The sequence below is a fragment of the Streptomyces abyssomicinicus genome, assembly GCF_008974245.1.
Lineage (GTDB): Bacteria > Actinomycetota > Actinomycetes > Streptomycetales > Streptomycetaceae > Streptomyces > Streptomyces abyssomicinicus.
This window is the reverse complement of sequence record NZ_BBZI01000010.1, coordinates 427,129-445,766: the sequence shown is the minus strand read 5'-3', so window position 1 is coordinate 445,766 and position 18,638 is coordinate 427,129. Positions and strand designations below refer to the sequence as shown.

Here is an 18,638-nt window from a genome sequence, read left to right as displayed (position 1 = left end):
AAGGGTGGACCCGGGCGAGGGCCCTGGTCTTTGTCCGCGGATCCGAAGGAGATCACGCCCGTTGTGCCGGAGGACAACTGCCGGACGGATCGGGTCAGATCGGCGGACGGCCGGAGGAACCGTCTTCGGTCGCCTCCAGGCGGACGGCCAGGGTGACCACGAGCCGGGTGTCCGGGTCGTCCAGGTCGATGCCGAAACGTTCACGGGCCCGGCGCAGGCGGTAGCGCAGTGTGTTGGGGTGGAGTGTCAGCCGTGCGGCGGCGCGCGGGATGTCGCCGGAGGCGTCGAGGAAGGCGGCGAGGGAGCGGACCAGGTCGCCGCCCGCGGCGAGGTCGGCCCGCAGGAGTTCGCGCACCGCTCCCCCGTGTTCACGCCACACGGGCCGCGCGGCGTCGAGGAAGCGCAGCGCGGTCACGGCCTGTGCCGTCCCGGCGAGTCCGGCGTGCCGGACCGGCGGCTGTCCGTCCGGGGCGGGGGCCGGGGCCGGGGCTTCGTGCCGCGCCGGGCCGCCCGGCTGCGCGGCCCGTTCCTCGCGCTCCCGCAGGACCCGTACGACGAGGAGTGCCTCGTCCTGCGAGCGTGCGGCGTCCAGGGGGGAGTCGACGACGTCGCCCGCGCCGGCCCGGACGGTGGGGGCGTCCGGCATGGCGGCGGCCAGGGCGGCGAGTTCCCTGGCGAGGGTGACGCCGTCCTGGGGATCGCCGTCGGGCACGGGCAGCAGCACGGTCAGGTGTTGCCGTTCGCGGACGGTGCGAGCGCTCGCCCGGTGGGCCACGGCCTGCAGGGCGAGTGCCATCAGGGTGCGGTCCGGTACGGGGCCGGGCGGGGCGTCGTGGGCGGCGACGACGACCGCGCACGGGGTGTCGGGCTCGAGACCGAGCGCCCACAGGTGGGTGCGTGCGTCACCCTCCTGGCGCAGCAGTCCGCGCAGGGCGTGGTTCTCCCTGCGGCGGCCGGTGTCCGCGCGCAGCCGGTGCCGCACGAGATAGGGCACCGCGATCTCGGCGGCGCGCCGCAGGACCTCGGGTGCGTCCTCGGAGAGCTGCCCGCCGTCGGCCGCGGCCCACAGGGAGCCCAGCAGTTCGCCGCCGCGCCGGACGGCGACGATCAGCCGTTCCGGTTCCTCGTCCCGGGCGGGCCGGTGGATCACGTCGCGGGACGTCCACAGGGCACGCAGCAGTCCGCTGCGGCGCATCTCGGCCACGCGCCATTCGGGGACGCGGCCGCCGAGGATGGTCGACTGCCGCAGCCCGTCGGCGTCGGGGCTGGTCGCCGAGTGGGCGATGACCCGGAACTGGTTGTCCTCGACGGTGATGGAGCCGCCGCAGTAGCCCGCGGCGACGGTGACGAGCCGGTGCAGCCCGCCGGCGGCCGCGTGCTGCGCGAGTGGGTCGGCGGTGCCCGCCTCGGCGAACGCGGCGGCCGCGCGCAGCAGTTCGACGGTGTCGTTCCAGTCCGCCCAGTCGGCACGCGTGAGCAGGGCGATGCCGCCGTCGCGGGCCGCGTCGACGACCGGTGGCGGAGGCCGCTCGCCGGGCGCGCGCAGCACCAGGGCGACGGCCCCGCGCCGAGCCGCTTCGCGTACGGTCTCCGGGGCCTCGGCGGCGTCGGGGTTCATGCCGGTGGCCAGCAGGACGCGGCCGTGGTGGGCCGCGTCCGGTCCTTCGTCGCCGATGACCACGCCGGAGACCGGGACGTCGAAGCCGTGCGGGGCGAGGACCAGGCGCAGGATGCCGTCCTCGTCGTAGTCGAGCAGACGGCGCAGGGTGAGCGGTCCGGGGGTGTCCGTCATGGAGCTGCGGCGGGGTGGGGGCGGGCGTGCATGGTCAAAGCATACGAACGGCTGCCCGGCTCCAGGAGCGGCGGCCGGGCGGTCCCCGGCACGGCGGGGCCGGCGGTCCCCGGCACAGTAGGGGCGTCGGGGTCAGCGGTCCGGGCCCGGTACGGGCGGTCCGGGGCCCGGTACGGGGCGTCGGCCTCCGGTTGCGGCCCTGGCGTCCGCCGGGAACATGGTGGGAGGAACCGGAGGGACGGGGAGGCGATGCCTGCGCGGCGGGAACCGCCCGCTGGGCGCACCACGGGAACACCCGTGCCGCGGACATCGCCCGCGCCCCGCCGTCGATGCCCTGACCTTGCAGAAGGCCCCGCGCGGAGGGTGACACCGCCCCGGCCACCGCTCGTCGCCCGGCTGCGGCTCGGGCCTCTTCGCCGGAGGGGCCCGTGGCCGCCTGAAGCCGCACCTCCACCGGAAGGACCAGACGCATGACGGACTTCTCACCGGGGTTCCGGGGCAGGACCCACGCGTTCGAAGGGCGGCTGCCTCCCGGTCAGTACCCGACCGAGTCCTTCCCCGTCCTGTCCGCGGGCCCCACTCCGCACCTGGCGACGGACCGGTGGACCTTCACGGTCACCGACGGGACGGGCGGCAGCCGGTCCTGGAACTGGGACGAGATGATGGCCCTGCCCCAGGAGCACCCGACCGTCGACATCCACTGCGTCACCCGCTGGTCGAAGTTCGACACGCGCTGGCAGGGCGTGTCCCTGGACGTCCTCCTCGACGGTGTGGACACCACCGCCGGCTTCGTCGTCGCCGAGTCCTACGACGGCTACACCACGAACCTGCCGCTGGCGGACGTCACCGGCGGCAAGGCCTGGGTGGCCCACTCCTTCGACGGTTTCGCCCTCTCCCCCGAACACGGCGGGCCGGCCCGCCTGCTCGTCCCGCACCTCTACTTCTGGAAGTCCGCCAAGTGGGTCAAGGGCGTGCGTCTGACCGTCCGGAACGAACCCGGTTTCTGGGAGGCGGCCGGCTATCACGACTACGGCGACCCCTGGCGCGAGCAGCGCACCTGGAGCGACTGATGGCCACGCCGGCCCCGATCACCACGGCCGGACCGGCTCCCTCGGGCGGCTGGCGGCCGGCCCGGCTGGAGCAGCGCGAGAGCCGGACGACGACCGGACGTACCCTGCGCTTCAGCGTCCCCGGCTGGCCCGGGCACCTGCCGGGTCAGCACGTCGATGTCCGGCTCACCGCGGACGACGGCTACCAGGCCGTGCGCAGCTATTCCCTGGCGGCCCCCGCCGACGGTGACACGGTCGAACTGGGCGTGCAGGCCACCACGGGCGGCGAAGTCTCCCCGTACCTGGCCGAGGAGTTGCCGGTGGGCGCGCGGGTCGAGATGAAGGGCCCGCTGGGCGGCTGGTTCGTGTGGGACGGCACGTTCGACGGCCCGCTGCTGCTCGCCGCCGGCGGCAGCGGGGTGGTGCCCCTCATGGCCATCCTGCGAGCCCGCCGCCGGGTGCGCTCCGACGCCCCCTGCACACTGCTGTACTCCGTCCGCACCCCGGACGATGTCTGGTACGCCGACGAACTGGCCGCCGCACCGCCTTTCCTGTCGGTGCGCATCCTCCACACCCGTCAGGCGCCGCCGGGATCCGCACGCACCGCCGGGCGGATCACGTCCGCGGACCTCGACGCGCTGCCGGCGCCCCCGGGCAGCCGCTGCTACGTCTGCGGGCCCACCGGCTTCGTCGAGCACACCAGCGACCTGCTGCTCGCCGCCGGGCATCCCGCCGACCTGATCCGCACCGAGCGCTACGGCTGATCCACCGGCCCGTACGCCCGACCTCCCGCACACGGCCCACCCGACTCACCCGCACCCGCGACCGCACCCGCACCCGCACTCGCACCCGCTGACCCGAACGCGACCTCAGGAGACCGACGTGACCCAGCCCCGCCCCTCCTACCTCGACGGCAACGCCCTTGCCGGTCCGCTCTCCGAGGTGTTCGCCGTCGACCCCACGACAGCCTGGCGCCTGTGCCCCACCTGCCGGATGCCCTCCACCTTGGGGCAGTTGCACGTCTACGGACCCGAACCGGGCCTCACGGGCCGCTGCCCGGGCTGCGCCGACATCGCCCTGCGGGCCGTCGCCCAGCCCGGCCATCTCTGGATCCAGCTCGGCAGTGGCGGCGGCGCGTTCCGCTTCGCCCTGCCGAACGGCACGGGCGGGTTCACGTAGGGAGTCCACCCTCACGGCTGGACCGGGCCCCGGGTCCCCTGATCACGCCGTGGGTTCGGTGACGTAGGCGTATACGCGGACCGGGTCGAGGTGCAGTTCGTGAGGGCCGAGACAGTCTGCGGCAAGGGTGGCGACGAGGGTTCCGCAGGCGCACGCCATATTGCGGCCCCCGGTGCCCAGCGGCCCACAGCACCCGCGGTGCACGCCCAGGGCTCCGGTCAGGCGGAGGCTCGGCACTTCTGTCGGGTGCACGATCACCGAGTTCTTCGGGCCGGCGGAGACCGTTCCGTCCAGCTCGGACGGCATGAGGAGAGCACGGTTCCCACGCACGCCGGGACGGGTGTCGCGCGCCGGGGGTCGCGAGAAGGGAGCGCCCCATGGCTCCGGGTCGACGGCGTAGTACCCCTTGGGCACGGTCGACGGCGCCAGCCGGGTCCTGGCGTCCCGGTCCGGCCAGGCCACGCGGGCGTCGGGGACCTCTGGAAGCTTCCGGAGATCACGGGTGAGCTCAGCACCGCATTTCGAACAGTAAAAAAGCGTCATGCCGGCCGTTCTGCCTGCCGAGGTTCGCTCCGCCCGCCGCCCGATCGGCCCGGTCGACGAGGGATGGACGAGCCGCGCAGTGTGGTTCCGGTGCGGGCGTGGGGTCAGTCGCCGAGCGTGGCGGAGGGTTCGTCTCCGTTCTGGGCCTGCTGGGACCGCTGGGCGAGCATCGTGGCCAGGTCCCGGACGCTGTCGGCGTCGATGTCGCCCTTGTGCGCGGCAGACTCCATGCTCCACAGCAGCGTCGTGCCGACCCTGGTCTGGGTGACGGCGCCGGGCTCGCCGTTGAAGCCGGAGGTCCCGAGCCGGGCTTCGTGCTCGTCACCGATCGGGCCGAGCTCGAGCATCTTGGCCTTTTGGCCCGCCTGGTTGCCGTAGAAGCCGTCCCAGAGCACGGCGTAGGCGTCCTCGGCGGCCTGTTCGCTGTCGTAGGCGACGATCTGGAAGGTGACGGAGGCGAAGGGGTCCTTGCGCTCGAAGGTCGCGGCGCCGAAGAAGCGGGCGTCCTCGCAGCCCGCGTTGCCCTTGATGGGGCAGGCCTGCGAGCGGTAGAGCTTGTCCATCTCGACTGCCATGGGCCGAACGGACTGCTTCCAGCCCGCCATGACCTCGTTGTCCGGCAGCGTCCTTCGGACCTGTTCCTGGGTGAGCGGCGCGGCCTTGCCGACTGTGCTGTTGCTCTCGCCGTCGGAGCAACCGGTCAGCAGCAGTGCCGCCGCGGTCGCCACGCACCACCGATAAGTTCTCATGATCATGCCCCCTTGGGTAGTCATCCTACGTCGGGCCGTCTCCGTGTGTGTGGTGCCCCCGAGCGGGGTCGTCGGCCACCACCCCGGGCGCCCCACGGGAGCGGCGGCCTTGCTGTTCGGGCCGATCCCCGTCTACCGTCGGGACGTTCACTCGTCCTCCCAGCTGGAAGTGCTCATGCCCCGCCGCTCACCGGGCGGGATCGGAACCGGACGTCCCTGTCGGGGGAACGCCGGGAGCCGGCAGGTCATCCCTGGTCTGTCCGCTGCGACGAACCGGCAGATCGCACAGTTCGAGATCCGGTACCGGTTGCCTCCCGGTCACGTCGCGCACGCCTTCCGGGCATGGTTCCTGGCGCTTCACCCATGGCCGGAGCATGGGCCCAACCACGGGCGGGGAACCACCCTTTGGAGGGACGGACACGCGAGAACCCTCCTGCAGGGCGCGGCATCGGCCATGAGGCGCAAGGAGAGCCGTGAACTCCTCGGAGCCGTCGCTCCTCTGGACGACCGCTTCCTCGCGGGGACCCTGCCGGATCCGTTCGCACCACGCACGGATCCCTGGTGGAGACGCCGTCTCGTGGAGTGAGTGGTCCGGCCGGCCGGCTGCGGGGTCGCGGCCGAGGCCTGGGCGAGGTGTGCTTCCGCGGCAACGGCCGCCGCGCGCACGGGACACGATCGTGCGGGGCCCGTTCGTACGGGGCCCGTTCGTGCGGGAGAGGGCTTCACGCTCGGTCGGTGGGCGGCGGTGATCCTGCGCCGGCGGCTTCCACGAGGATCTGTCCGGGCCGGGTGCGTGCGTACAGCACCTCTCTGCCCGCACGGTGGGCGCTGACCAGACCGGCGGTGCGCAGGGCCGTCAGGTGCTGGGAGACGCCGCCGGGAGTCAGCCCGGTCCGGCGGGCGAGGGTCGTGGTCGAGGCGGGGGCGGTCAGCTCGGTCAGGAGGGTTGCGCGGGAGCGGCCCAGCACCCCTGCCAGGGCGTCGGACACCGTAACGGGCCGTGTCTGCCACAGCGTGCCGACGGCGCGTGGCGGATAGCGCAGCGATGGTTGCCATGGCTCGTTGAGCACGGAGAACACGCGCGGCCACACGAAGGCGGACGGCACCAGCAGCAGACCCCGGCCGCCGAGTCGGCGCGCCCCGCGGACGGTGCGATGCTCCAGGCGCAGAGTGCCTCCGGCCCAGGTGACCTGTGGGTCGAGGTCCGCGAACAGATGCTGGGCGCCGCCGTCGACCAGTCGGCCTGCCCGGTAGCGGATGTCGTCCTCCAGCAGGGTGAGGATCCGGGGCCAGTACGGCGCCAGAGACAGCTCCCAGTACGCCTGCAGCACGTCGGCCAGTCGCCCGAGCTCGGCTGCCGGGTCCGCGCGCAGCGCGGCCATCCGCTCGGGCGGCACCCCGGCCGCCGTGTGCAGGAGCGCCGGCGGCGTGGCCCGGAGGGTGGCCAGCTCCATGTCCAGTGACGGCATCGGCGTCGTGGGCGGCGGGCAGATGAAGCCCGGAACGCGGCCGCCCCAGGGGGAGCGCGCGGGCACCGGAACGAGGTCGGACAACGGCCTCAGGTCGAGGTCCGCCGCCGCCAGCCGTGGGCGGACCTGTTCGGCCCAGGTGCGGTGCAGGCCGTGTTCGTCCGCGCCCTTGAGCACCCGGACGCTGGCCACCACCTCCCACAGCGGGGAGATCGCGAAGCGGGTACGGGCCATGTCCTCCAGGCCGAGTTCTATATCGATCATTCAGCTGAGGGTAAATCAGTAGGGGGAGGGCCGGGTGGTCCCGCACGGTACGGGCATGACCGAAGCGTCCTCCTCACCGTGGCGGCTGCGCGACTTCCGTGTGCTCTTCGCCGCGGGTGCCCTCAGCCACCTCGGCAGCAATGTCGGCTACGTCGCGATCCCGCTGCTCGCCGTCACCACCCTCGGTGCCGGACCCGGCCAGGCCGGGGCGCTGGCCGCGCTGTCCACCGCCGCCTTCCTGCTCGTCGGCCTGCCGGCGGGTGCCTGGGTGGACCGTCTGCCCGCTCGCCGGGTACTGGTGGCCGCCGACGCCGCCCGCGCCGCGCTGTTCGCCTCAGTTCCCGTTGCCTGGTGGCTGGATGTGCTGTCGCTGCCGCAGCTCTACACGGTGGTGCTGCTGAACGGCTGCGCCACGGTGTTCTTCGACGTCGGCTCGCAGAGCGTCCTGCCCGAACTGGTGGGCCGCGAGCGCCTGGTGCCGGCGAACACCGCTCTCGTCGGCCTGATGGCCGGCGCCAACATCGCCGGCCGCGGCGCCGGCGGCTTCCTGGTCCAGGCCTTCACCGCTCCCCTCGCGATCCTCGGCGGGGCCGTCGCCTACCTGGCCTCGGCGGCCGGCCTCACGGGCATCGGCGGGCTTCGCCCTCCTGCCGTGGTACCGGCAGGAGGGCGACGGCTGCGGACCGAGATGGCGGAAGGGCTGCGGCACGTGCTGGGCAGCCGCGAGCTGCGCGCGCTGGCACTCACGGCGACCCTCACCAACCTCGGCGCGCAGATGACCAACGCCATGCTGCCGGTGCTGTTCGTCCGTGAACTGCACCTGTCCGCCGGGGCGTTGGGCGCGTACTGGGCGGTCGGCGGCGTGGGCATCCTGCTCGGCGCCGCCCTCGCCCGCTACCTCGCCGCCCGCCTGGGCCACGGCCGCGCCCTGGGGTTGACCGGGCTCTGGGGCGCACCCGCCGCACTCGCCATCGCGCTGATCGGCGACGGGCCATGGCTGTGGGTGGCCGGTGCCGGGTGGCTCGCGGCCATGACCAAGGCCGGTATCGACAACGTCCTCGGCGTCTCCCTGCGCCAGCACTTGACCCAGGACCCGCTGCTCGGCCGCATGAACGCCACCTTCCGCTTCCTGCTCACCGGCGCCCTGGCCGTCGGCGCCGCCCTCGGTGGCCTTGTCGGCCAGGCGGCAGGCCTGCGCGCGGCGGTGTGGGCGGGTGCGTTGTGCATGGCGGGCGCGTTCCTCCCCGTCTTCTGTTCCCCCGTCCGCGCGCTGCGAGAGCTGCCGGCCGCCACCTCGCCGCCACCGCGCGGGGGATCAGCGGCATCCGCCACCGAGGCGTGAACCGACAGTCCCTGCGGTGTCGGGCCCGTGGGCCGACCACCATGTCCGGCTGCCCACCCGAGCGGTGACCGGCCGGAGGAACCTCGACGACTGCTTGCTCCGGGCTCCACGTCATCGCAGCCCGGGAAGAACATCGGTCCCACCTTGTCCGAGAGGGGCAGGCCTCGCGATCGGACGGCACGGCTCCTCGGTCGGCCTTCCGCCGCCGGGAGTCCAACTGCGATTGGCTGACTGCCAGTTGCTTGCCCACTCCCTTGTTCGCCGGTCGGATGTTCCCGCTATCCTCCCGATCATGACCGGGAACCGGGAACTCGCCGACGGCCGTTACGCGCTGGACGCGGAGCCGATCGCTTCGGGCGGCATGGGCACGGTGTGGCGCGGTTACGACCGGAAACTCAAGCGCGCGGTGGCGATCAAGGAACTTCGCCTGGCCGAGGACCTGGGTCCGGTGGAGTTGGAGCGGCAGCGGGAGCGGGTGATCGCGGAGGCGCGGGCGGCGGCCCGGCTGGAGCATCCCGGGATCGTGTCGGTGTACGACGTGGTCGAGGAGGACGGCCGGCCGTGGCTCGTGATGCGGCTGGTGGCCGGACGTTCCCTGGCGGAGGAAGTGACGCGGGCCGGGCCGTTGGCGCCGCAGCGGACGGCTTCCCTCGGGCTGCGGCTGCTGGAGGCGCTGGCAACGGCACACGCACAAGGGGTGCTGCACCGGGATGTGAAGCCGCAGAACGTCCTGCTCGACGCGGAGGGCCGGCCGGTGCTGACGGACTTCGGCATCGCGGTCGTCGCGGGCGTCACCCGGCCGGTGACCGAGGCGGGCCTGGTGGTCGGGACAGTCGGCTATCTGGCACCGGAGCGCCTGTCGGGGGGCGTCTCCGGACCGGAGTCGGACCTGTGGTCCCTGGGAGCGACGCTGTACTACGCGGTGGAGGGACGGCACGCGTACGACACCGGGGACGTGGCCGGCACCATCGCCGCCGTCCTCTCCCGTGACCCGGAGCCGGCGGAACGGGCGGGTCAGCTGGCACCTCTGATCCTGGGTCTGATGAGCCGTGACCCCGCGGAGCGCCCGGACGTGTGGAGCGCGCGGAGTCATCTGGAGGCGATGGCCGCCGGGCGCCCGGCTTCGCAGGCCACCACCCGTCTGCTGCACCGCGCGGCTGCCGCGACCACCCCACTGCCCACCGGATCCGCGGCCCGGGGCGCGGTTCCGCCGCCGGCCCCGCGGGGCCGGGCCCGGGCCGCCGGCATCGCCGCGGGGGTGGTGCTGCTGGCCGCAGGCGTGGGGCTGGGGATGTACATCAACAGCCCCACCAAGCCGACGGACCACCGGGCCGCGCCGACCAACAGCCCCACACCCAACCGGTTCGGCAGTGCTCCCAAGGTGTGCGAGTCGGACCTGCTCAACGAGGCCAGAATCGGCGAGGAAATGCTCGTCGGCCCGGTCCCGGGCGCGACCGTGAGCACGGAAGCGGTCAATCACTGCGAATGGCACACCGACTACTCCGGCGACTCGCTGAGCGTGAACATCGTGCGGCACGGCAACACCGCTCAAGCCGTGAAAACATTCCGAAGCCAGTACGAGCGGTTCGAGTTCGACGCGGAATACCACCGGGAAGAGCTGGGAGACGAGGCCGCGATCAACGACGATGACGCCCTGGTCCGGATCAGCAACCTCACCATCACCATCCGCTACCCCGATCCCCTTCACGTCACGCTCCGCGACCTCGCCTCGGAAGTCCTCGCCGCCGCGGAGGCGGACGCCGACACGGCATGAGGGCAAAGGGGAACTTGGCCGTCACCCCCGGGCGACGTCGTGGTCGCGTTCGAGGAAATACAGGCAGGCCCGCTTGTGGTCCAGAGCGACCTCGGTGCCTTCCGTGAACCCTGCCAGGCGCAGCCGCCGGCGGGATCTGTCGTTGCGGACGTCGGGCTCGGCCACCACCCGCAGATGGGCGGGGTCGGACCAGACGAAGTCGAGAACGGCCCCGAACAGGGCGCCTCCGTGGCCGCTGCGCGGAGCGGTCCCGGGGGGCGCGAAGAGGAAATGGATGCCGAAGTCGCCGGGGCGTACCGGGTAGTGCTCCCCCAGCGGATCGTGCTCGGGCTCATAGGTCTGCAGCAGTCCCGCCGGGCGGCCGTCGTGCTCGATCAGGTAGGCGTGGTGGGTCTCCAGGGAGTCCACGAACGCGTAGATGTCGCGCACCCGTTCGACCGTGTGTCCGACCATGCCCCAGAACCGGGCCCGCTCGTCGTCCACCCAGCGGTGGACGGTCGCGGCGTCGTGCTCCGGGTCGAGGACACGGAAGCCGACGGTGCCGAAGCCGGGCACCCGGCAGACGTGCGCGGGGGCGGGCCCGTGGGGCGCCGCGGATTCCTCGGGCGCCGCGGATTCCTGGGCCGCCCGGGACTCCCGGGGCGTCGGGGGTGCGGTGGGCTCCGTCATGCTGATTCCTCCTCGGTGAGCACGTTCCAGTCGGTGACGACGGGGACCAGGGCGCCGCGCAGCCACAGCGGAAGCTGGTCGCGGGCGTGGGCGTCGTCGGGGAGTCCCGAGGCGCCCAGGGGGACGATCCAGGCGCTGTCCTGTCTGCGGGCCAGGTCCCACACGAAGCGCGCGGCGGAGGCGCGGGCGCTCAGATCGGTCAGTCCGGGCACGCTCGAGGAGGACATCACACAGTCGTGGTCCCCCTCCAGAGCGGGCGTCCCGGGAGAAGGGGACACCGAGGGCAGCGCCTGCCACGCGGCCAGACGATGGGTCTCGCCCCAGCCGGCGGGAGCGCCGTCGCGGGCCACCTCCTCGAGGGCCGCCCGCGCGTGGGCGGGAACGTCCACCGCCGCGGGCAGCGCGCCGGGCACGGTCAGACCTTCCAGCGCGTGTCCGACCCGGCCGAGGAGAGACAGCCAGGGCAGGAAGATCTCGGGATCGTCCGGGCGGGGTGCCAGAGCCGCCAGCGCCGGATCCCCCGCCAGCCGGCGCGCGAGCGCGCCGCGCCAGGCGGCGAAGACCGCGGCCCCCCGGGAGCCTGCGCCCATGTGCCGGTCCCACGCGTCCAGTTCGCGCCGCAGTGACGCGGCCTCCGGCGACAGCCCGGCCAACGGCTCGACCAGCCGCGCGAGCAGCACCGCCGCACCCGGCGAGAAGGTGTCGGTGTGCACGGCGGTGATGTCGGCGGGAGACCAACGCGGCCGGGAGTCCAGGAGTTCGGCGATCCGGCGCGCCCGGTGCGCGGCAGCGAACTCCGACCCCAGTGGCGTGGCGACACCCCGGGCGTTGGCCATCACCGCCCGGCCGTCGGACACCTCACCACGCGGCATCGGCTCCCACTCCCCCGACCAGGCCGTGGCCGGGTCCCAGGCATCGACGAGCCCGCGGCGGTTGGCGTCGGCGCGGACCGGGACCGCTCCGGCGACCCGGTGCAGCAGACCACCCGACGTGTCCGCGGCCATCACCACGTTGACCGGCTCCACCCACCCGTCCAACGCCGCGTCGACGTCCGCGACGGTCCTGGCCCGCAGCAGGGCGGGCAGGGCGTCGAAGCCGAGTGAGCCGAGCACTCTCGCCGGCAGGCGCAGGGCGAGCGCCGTCCCGCGGCCGCTCGCGTCCGCCTCGTCAACGCCGGTGCCGGAACCGGCAGCACGGACGGCACCGGAAGCACCGGCGGCCGTGACTTCCTCCTCGGCCGCGGCCGGGATCGCCCCCTGGAGCACGACCGGTCCCCGGGCGGTCTCCACCATCTCGACCTCCACCGGATCACCCCCGGCGACCTGGAAGCTCTCGGTGCGGACATCGGCGGGCTCCCACCCGTCCGGTCCCCACGCCTCCACCGCCGTCGTCCCGTCCGGTCGCCGGATCCGCCGCAGCCGCTCCCGGTAGAGGTCCTGGTAGTCCGCCATGGCGTTGGTGATGGCCCACGCGACGTGCCCCGCATGGCCGAAGTGCGCGATGCCGGGGACGCCCGGCACCGCGAGACCCACCACGTCGAACTCGGGGCACGCCAGCCGGATCTGCTGGTACACCCCGGGAGCCTCGATGAAGCGGTGGGGGTCGCCGGCGAGCAGGGGCGCGCCCGTGGTGGTGCGTTCCGGGGTGAGGATCCAGCCGTTGCTGCCCGCGGTGCCCGGGCCGTCGGTCGAGAAGGACGCCACCGCTTCGGGCCCGAGCGCCGAAGCGACACGATCGCGCCAGAGTTTCGCGGGGAAGCCGGCGAAGAGGAGGTGGTGGGAGAGCCACACCGCCAGCGGCACCCAGGGCTCCCAGGCGCCCGGGCGCAGACCGGCGTGGTCGAACTCGGGCGCGCGGCGGGCCGCCTCGGGCAACGCGGAATCCACACCCTCGGCATACGCCCGGACCCAGGCCGCGGTGCCCTCGTCCAGTGCCTCGTAGCAACGCCGGGCGGTGTCGGCCAGTCGGGCGCGACGGGCGAGGACGTCCCACGACAGGTGCTCGGGGCCGAGGAAGGAGGCCGAGCTGCCCAGTGCCCGGTGCCGCTCGACCTCGATCTGCCAGCCGCGGTCACGTGCGGTCACCACGCCCTGGGCGCGGGCGAGGGCGAGTGCGTCGGGGGCCCACACGTGAGGTATGCCGTACGGGTCGCGGTGGATGCGGTGGCGGGCTCTGGGCAAGCCGGGCTCCTCGGTCTGCGGCTGCTGGCGATACGTCAAGTGGCTTTGCACGAACGTGGCTTGAGGTGGATCAGGGACTTGAGCCGATGGTGGACGCACGGTTGACAAGGGATTAGGTGAGCCTAACCTTAACCATGTGGTCATGGTGACGCGACACCGACGAGGCGACGAGCCGAGGCGATGTCGACAAGCGAAGCCGGGCATGCTTAGGTAAGCCTTGCCTAAAAAGCGTCTCCGCTGTCCCCCACCAGAAGGCTGACATGACCATCGACGGCAAGACTGTCCCGGCGCAGCGCTCCGTCGCCTCGCCGAGCGCCGAGGCCCGGCGGCACCTCTTCGGTGAGCCGACCGCGGGCGCCTACCGTGAGGCGCTGCTCCTGGGCGCGGACGCGGTGGCATCCCGCGTGACCGGCGTCAAGGGACCGTTCACCGGCATCAGCCCGGACGCGCTCGGGCCCGAGGTCGAGCAGGTCGATCTGGACCGGCCGCTCGGCGACTCGGCGGCGGCGCTCGCCGAGTTGGAGCGGCTCTACCTCCGTGACGCCGTCTACTTCCACCACCCTCGCTATCTCGCCCACCTCAACTGCCCCGTCGTGATCCCGGCCCTGCTGGGCGAAGCGGTGCTCAGCGCGGTCAACTCCTCGATGGACACCTGGGACCAGAGCGCCGGCGCCACCCTGATCGAGCGCCGCCTGATCGACTGGACCGCGGGGCGGATCGGCTTCGGCCTGGACGCGGACGGGATCTTCACCAGCGGCGGCACGCAGTCGAACCTGCACGCGCTGGTGCTGGCGCGCGAGGAGGCGTTCGCCCGCGCGGGGGCACGCACGTCCGAGGCCCGTCAGGCCCTGCTGCCGCGGATGCGGGTGCTCGCCTCCGACGCGGCCCACTTCAGTGTCAGCAAGTCCGCCAAGATGCTCGGCCTGCCGATGGAGGCGGTGGTGGGCGTGGCCACCACCGCCGACCGGCGGATGGACGTGGCGGCGCTGCGCCGGGAGTGCGACCGCCTGCGCGCCGAGGGGCTGACGGTGATGGCCGTGGTCGCCACCGCGGGCACCACCGACTTCGGCAGCATCGATCCGCTCGCGGAGGTGGCGGACGTCTGCGAGGCGCAGGCCACGTGGCTCCACGTGGACGCCGCCTACGGCTGCGGCCTGCTGGTGTCCCCGACCCGGCGGCACCTGCTCGAGGGCGTCGAACGCGCCGACTCGGTGACCGTGGACTTCCACAAGTCCTTCTTCCAGCCGGTGAGTTCGAGCGCGGTGGTGGTCCGTGACAGCCGGATGATGTCGCACGCGACCTACTACGCCGACTACCTGAACCCCGCCCGGATGGCCGAGCGCCGGATCCCCAACCAGGTGGACAAGTCGCTGCAGACCACGCGCCGCTTCGACGCGCTGAAGCTGTGGATGACACTGCGCGTCATGGGCGCCGACGGGGTGGGAGTCCTCTTCGACGAGGTGGTGGACCTGGCCGGCGCCGTGCACGACATGCTCGCCGGCGACCCCCGGTTCGAGGTGGTCGGCCGCTCCCAGCTCTCCACCGTCGTCTTCCGCTACCTTCCCGCCGCGCAGGACGCGCATCTCGCCGACGACGCCAACCTGCACGCCCGGGAGGCGCTCGCCGCCTCGGGCGAGGGCATGGTCGCGGGCACCAGGGTGGACGGGCGGCACTTCCTGAAGTGCACGTTCCTCAACCCCAGCACCACCCCGGGCGACGTCGCCCACGTCCTCGACCTGCTGGCGGCGCACGCCGCCGAGTTCGTCGAGGCCGCTCCCCGCGTCAGGGCCGCGGACGGCGTGGCCTGACCGCACCCGTTCCGTCCGGCCCGGCCACGGCCCGGGCGGCAGGGACCCGCGCGCCGCGCGCCGCCACCGCCCCCACCACTGTGCTTCTGGAGACACGCATGACCCAGCCCGCAACCGAGCCCGTCCACGACTTCGTCGCGGTCGGCCTGGGCCCGTACAACCTGGGCCTGGCCTGCCTCACCGCGCCGTTGGACGACCTCGACGGCGTCTTCCTGGAGAGCCGGGAGCAGTTCGACTGGCACCCCGGGATGCTGCTCGACTTCGCGACGCTGCAGACACCGTTCATGGCCGACCTGGTCAGTCTCGCCGACCCGACGTCGCCCTTCTCCTTCCTCCAGTACCTCAAGGAGAAGGGACGGCTCTACCCGTTCTACATACGCGAGAACTTCTATCCGGTGCGCGCCGAGTACAACGACTACTGCCGATGGGCGGCCGCGCAGCTCCCGTCCGTGCGGTTCGGCCACCGGGTGGAGAAGGTGGAGTTCGACGAGGTGGAAGGCGTCTACGTCGTCACCTCCACGCGGCAGGGTGCCGGGGGCCAGGTCCAGCACCGGGGCCGGCACTTGGTGCTCGGCACGGGAACGCCTCCGCACCTGCCGCCCGCCTGCCGCGACCTGCCGGGTGACGCCGTCCACAACTCCCTCTACCTCCAGCACAAGAGCGTGCTGCAGGCCAAGGAGTCGGTGACCGTGGTCGGCTCCGGCCAGAGCGCCGCCGAGATCTACTACGACCTGCTCGGCGACATCGACACCTACGGCTACCGGCTCAACTGGGTGACCCGCTCCCCGCGGTTCTTCCCGCTGGAGTACACCAAGCTCACGCTCGAGATGACCTCGCCCGAGTACGTGGACTACTTCCACGCGCTTCCCGAGGCGACCCGCTACCGGCTGGAGTCGGAGCAGAAGGGTCTCAGCAAGGGCATCGACGCCGAGCTGATCAACAACATCTTCGACCTGCTCTACCAGAAGAGCGTGCACGGCCCGGTGCCCACCCGGCTGTTCACCAACACCGCGCTGCGTACCGCCCGTCACGACGAGGCCGCGGACCGGTACGAGCTCGGGCTGCACCACGACGAGCAGGACCGGGACTTCACCCTCCTCACCCACGGGCTGGTGCTGGCCACCGGCTACGCCTACCAGCCGCCCGCCTTCCTGGAACCGGTTCGCGACCGGCTGCTGTGGGACGGCCGCGGGCGTCTGGAGGTGGCCCGCAACTACAGCGTCGACGTCACCGGCCGTGGCGTCTTCCTGCAGAACGGCGCCACCCACGCGCACAGCGTGACCTCGCCCGACCTCGGCATGGGCCCCTACCGCAACAGCTGGATCATCCGCGAGATCACGGGCCGCGAGGCCTACCCGATCGAGAAGTCCATCGCGTTCCAGGAGTTCGGCGCGCCCGAGGGCGTGGTGTCGTGACCCGTCCCGTGACCCCCGCTCTCTACTCCCGGCCCACGCCCCTGGGCACGATGTCGCTGCATCCGCTGGACCCGGCCCGGGAGTCCGCCCTGCTGCACGCCTGGGTCACCGACCCGAAGGCCGCGTACTGGATGATGGGGAATCTCAGCACCGCCGAGGTCGTCGAGGCCTACGAGGCGATCGTCCGCCATCCTCACCACGACGCCTTCCTCGGCGCCCTGGACGGCGAGTCCTGCTTCCTGGTGGAGCGTTACGACCCGGCACGGGTGGAGCTGGCCGGACTGTACGAGGCGCGCCCGGGGGACGTCGGCATGCACTTCCTGTGCGCTCCGGCCGGCTCTCCCCGCCACGGGTTCACCCGCGCAGTCATCACCACCGTGATGGCCTTCCTCTTCGACGACCCCTCGGCGCACCGCGTCGTCGTCGAGCCGGACGTCCGCAACACCGCCGTCCACTCCCTCAACGCCTTCGTCGGATTCGTCCCCGAGGGCCCGCTCGTCAAGCCCGAGAAGACCGCCCTGCTCAGCTTCTGCACCAGGGAACAGTTCACGGCCGCCACCGAAGGAGCCGACGCATGACCGCCGCCCAGCCCCACCGGGCCGCCACCGCCGCCCTGGACCAGGTGGCCCACCTGCGCCCCGAGCTGTGGGCGGCCGCCAACCGGGCGCTGGTCCGCAAGGCGCTCGCGGAGTTCGCCCACGAACGGCTGCTGACCCCGGAGCCCGCCGGCGACGGGTGGTACACCGTGCGGTCCGACGACGGCGCCACGGAGTACCGCTTCGCCGCCCGGACGATGTCCCTGGACCACTGGCAGATCGACGCCGGCTCCGTCACCCGGTGGCGCTCCGGCTCCGAAGCACCGCTGGACGCCCTGGAACTGGTCCTCGAACTGCGCGCCACGCTGGGTCTGAGCGACGAGGTGCTGCCCGTCTACCTCGAGGAACTCAGCTCCACTCTCTCGTCGAGTGCCTACAAGCTCTCCCGGCCGGCGCCGACCGCGGCCGAACTGGTGACGGCCGGCTTCCAGACCGTCGAGGCGAGCATGACCGAGGGGCACCCCGGCTTCGTCGCCAACAACGGCCGGATCGGCTTCGACATCGCGGAGTTCCACTCCTACGCCCCTGAGGCCGCGGCCCCGATCCGCCTGATGTGGCTCGCCGCGCACCGCGACCGCGCCACCTTCACCTCCTGCGCGGACATCGACTACGACACCCTGATCGCGCAGGAGCTGGGCACCGAGGAGCGGGCACGGCTCGAAGGGGTGCTCACCGGCCTCGGACTCGACCCCGCGGACTACCTGCTCTTCCCCGCGCACCCCTGGCAGTGGACCAACAAACTGGCGGTCACCTTCGCCGGAGAGATCGCCACCCGCCACCTGGTGCCGCTCGGCGAGAGCGAGGACCTCTACCAGGCGCAGCAGTCCATCCGTACGTTCTTCAACACCAGCCGTCCCGACCGGCATTACGTGAAGACGGCCATGTCCGTCCTCAACATGGGTTTCATGCGGGGTCTCTCGGCCGCGTACATGGAGGCGACGCCGGCCATCAACGACTGGCTGGCCGAACTGATCGCCACCGACCCGGTGCTGAGCGGGACCGGGCTGACGATCATCCGCGAGCACGCCGCCATCGGGTACCGCGACCCGCGGTACGAGGCGGCAACCGACCGCTACTCGCCGTACCGCAAGATGCTGGCCGCGCTGTGGCGGGAGAGCCCGGTGCCCTCGCTGGCGCCGGGCGAGCGGGTGTGCACCATGGCCGCGCTCCTGCACGCCGACCGCGACGGCGGGTCGTTCGCGGCGGCCCTGATCGCCGGCAGCGGTCTGCCCGCGCAGGAGTGGCTGCGGCGCTACCTCGACGCCTACCTCGTGCCGCTGCTGCAGAGTTTCTACGCCCACGACCTCGCCTTCATGCCGCACGGGGAGAACGTCATCCTGGTGCTCGACGGCGAGGGCGCGGTGGTGCGCGCCGTGTTCAAGGACATCGCCGAGGAGATCGTGGTCATGAACCCGGAGGCGGACCTGCCGCCGGCCGTGCGACGTGTCCGCGCCGACGTCCCGGAGGACATGCAGCTGCTGTCCATCTTCACCGACGTCTTCGACGGCTTCCTGCGGTACCTGGCCGCGCTTCTCGACGAGGCGGGCACGCTCGCCGAGGACCGCTTCTGGGAGACGGTGGCCCGGTGCGTCGCCGACTACCAGGACGCCGTCCCCCACCTCGCCGAGCGGTTCCGGCGCCACGACGCGTTCGCGAAGACCTTCGCGCTGTCCTGCCTCAACCGCCTGCAGTTGCGGAACAACCGCCAGATGGTGGACCTCGCCGACCCCTCCGCGGCGCTCCAGCTGGTCGGCGAACTGACCAATCCCATAGCCCGGTTCGCCCCGGTCCGGTGACCGGAGGAACTTC

At 72.7% G+C, this 18,638-nt stretch carries 15 protein-coding genes; 9 read left to right on the top strand and 6 right to left on the bottom strand.

From position 1 onward, the window contains the following. Positions 1 to 94 precede the first annotated feature (94 nt). Entirely contained in the window at positions 95 to 1,792 is a 1,698-nt protein-coding gene (locus tag GBN72_RS25130; RefSeq protein ID WP_151774153.1) for a PucR family transcriptional regulator, read from the bottom strand. A gap of 470 nt (positions 1,793 to 2,262) precedes the next feature. On the opposite strand from GBN72_RS25130, the gene GBN72_RS25125 reads away from it, so the two are divergent. The 3 genes from GBN72_RS25125 (at position 2,263) to GBN72_RS25115 (ending at position 4,020) form a co-directional block, all read left to right on the top strand. Beyond that, the gene (locus tag GBN72_RS25125) at positions 2,263 to 2,862 is read left to right on the top strand and encodes a sulfite oxidase-like oxidoreductase (protein WP_151774152.1); all 600 of its coding nucleotides are present in this window, start codon (positions 2,263 to 2,265) and stop codon (positions 2,860 to 2,862) included. Beyond that, positions 2,862 to 3,605, top strand: a complete 744-nt coding sequence (locus GBN72_RS25120) for a ferredoxin reductase (RefSeq protein WP_151774151.1) — start codon at positions 2,862 to 2,864, stop codon at positions 3,603 to 3,605. The genes GBN72_RS25125 and GBN72_RS25120 overlap by 1 nt, the downstream gene beginning before the upstream one ends. Positions 3,606 to 3,723: 118 nt before the next feature. Continuing rightward, positions 3,724 to 4,020: a DUF6510 family protein gene (locus GBN72_RS25115; RefSeq protein ID WP_151774150.1), complete on the top strand. Its 297-nt coding sequence runs from the start codon at positions 3,724 to 3,726 to the stop codon at positions 4,018 to 4,020. Between the two features lie 42 nt (positions 4,021 to 4,062). Here the strand turns inward: GBN72_RS25115 and GBN72_RS35520 are convergent, their stop codons facing one another. The 3 genes from GBN72_RS35520 to GBN72_RS25100 form a co-directional block, all read right to left on the bottom strand. Beyond that, entirely contained in the window at positions 4,063 to 4,326 is a 264-nt protein-coding gene (locus GBN72_RS35520; protein WP_246212858.1) for a hypothetical protein, read from the bottom strand. 341 nt (positions 4,327 to 4,667) lie between these two features. Beyond that, positions 4,668 to 5,312 carry a hypothetical protein gene (locus GBN72_RS25105; protein WP_246212857.1) on the bottom strand — a complete coding sequence of 215 codons (645 nt, stop codon included), beginning with the start codon at positions 5,310 to 5,312 and terminating at the stop codon, positions 4,668 to 4,670. Positions 5,313 to 6,034: 722 nt separating this feature from the next. Beyond that, positions 6,035 to 7,045, bottom strand: coding sequence for an ArsR/SmtB family transcription factor (locus GBN72_RS25100; RefSeq protein WP_151774147.1), 1,011 nt, complete (start codon positions 7,043 to 7,045; stop codon positions 6,035 to 6,037). A gap of 55 nt (positions 7,046 to 7,100) precedes the next feature. On the opposite strand from GBN72_RS25100, the gene GBN72_RS25095 reads away from it, so the two are divergent. Further along, positions 7,101 to 8,387: an MFS transporter gene (locus tag GBN72_RS25095; RefSeq protein ID WP_151774146.1), complete on the top strand. Its 1,287-nt coding sequence runs from the start codon at positions 7,101 to 7,103 to the stop codon at positions 8,385 to 8,387. A 292-nt stretch (positions 8,388 to 8,679) separates the two neighbouring features. Further along, positions 8,680 to 10,161, top strand: a complete 1,482-nt coding sequence (locus GBN72_RS25090; RefSeq protein ID WP_151774145.1) for a serine/threonine-protein kinase — start codon at positions 8,680 to 8,682, stop codon at positions 10,159 to 10,161. Between the two features lie 21 nt (positions 10,162 to 10,182). On the opposite strand, the gene GBN72_RS25085 is transcribed toward GBN72_RS25090, so the two are convergent. Both GBN72_RS25085 and GBN72_RS25080 read right to left on the bottom strand, forming a co-directional pair. After that, positions 10,183 to 10,830 carry a GNAT family N-acetyltransferase gene (locus GBN72_RS25085; RefSeq protein ID WP_151774144.1) on the bottom strand — a complete coding sequence of 216 codons (648 nt, stop codon included), beginning with the start codon at positions 10,828 to 10,830 and terminating at the stop codon, positions 10,183 to 10,185. Continuing rightward, positions 10,827 to 13,010: a penicillin acylase family protein gene (locus tag GBN72_RS25080; protein ID WP_246212855.1), complete on the bottom strand. Its 2,184-nt coding sequence runs from the start codon at positions 13,008 to 13,010 to the stop codon at positions 10,827 to 10,829. Before GBN72_RS25080 ends, GBN72_RS25085 begins: the two co-directional genes overlap by 4 nt. Before the next feature lie 260 nt (positions 13,011 to 13,270). On the opposite strand from GBN72_RS25080, the gene GBN72_RS25075 reads away from it, so the two are divergent. The 4 genes from GBN72_RS25075 to GBN72_RS25060 all read left to right on the top strand — a co-directional run bounded on the left by GBN72_RS25075 (position 13,271) and on the right by GBN72_RS25060 (position 18,625). Then, positions 13,271 to 14,818, top strand: coding sequence for a pyridoxal phosphate-dependent decarboxylase family protein (locus tag GBN72_RS25075; protein ID WP_151774142.1), 1,548 nt, complete (start codon positions 13,271 to 13,273; stop codon positions 14,816 to 14,818). A 98-nt stretch (positions 14,819 to 14,916) separates the two neighbouring features. Next, complete coding sequence (locus GBN72_RS25070) at positions 14,917 to 16,233, top strand: lysine N(6)-hydroxylase/L-ornithine N(5)-oxygenase family protein (protein ID WP_151774141.1); 1,317 nt, start codon at positions 14,917 to 14,919, stop codon at positions 16,231 to 16,233. Positions 16,234 to 16,283: 50 nt separating this feature from the next. Beyond that, positions 16,284 to 16,811 carry a GNAT family N-acetyltransferase gene (locus tag GBN72_RS25065; protein ID WP_151774225.1) on the top strand — a complete coding sequence of 176 codons (528 nt, stop codon included), beginning with the start codon at positions 16,284 to 16,286 and terminating at the stop codon, positions 16,809 to 16,811. Continuing rightward, positions 16,808 to 18,625, top strand: a complete 1,818-nt coding sequence (locus tag GBN72_RS25060) for an IucA/IucC family protein (RefSeq protein WP_151774140.1) — start codon at positions 16,808 to 16,810, stop codon at positions 18,623 to 18,625. Before GBN72_RS25065 ends, GBN72_RS25060 begins: the two co-directional genes overlap by 4 nt. The last annotated feature ends 13 nt before the right edge of the window (positions 18,626 to 18,638 follow it).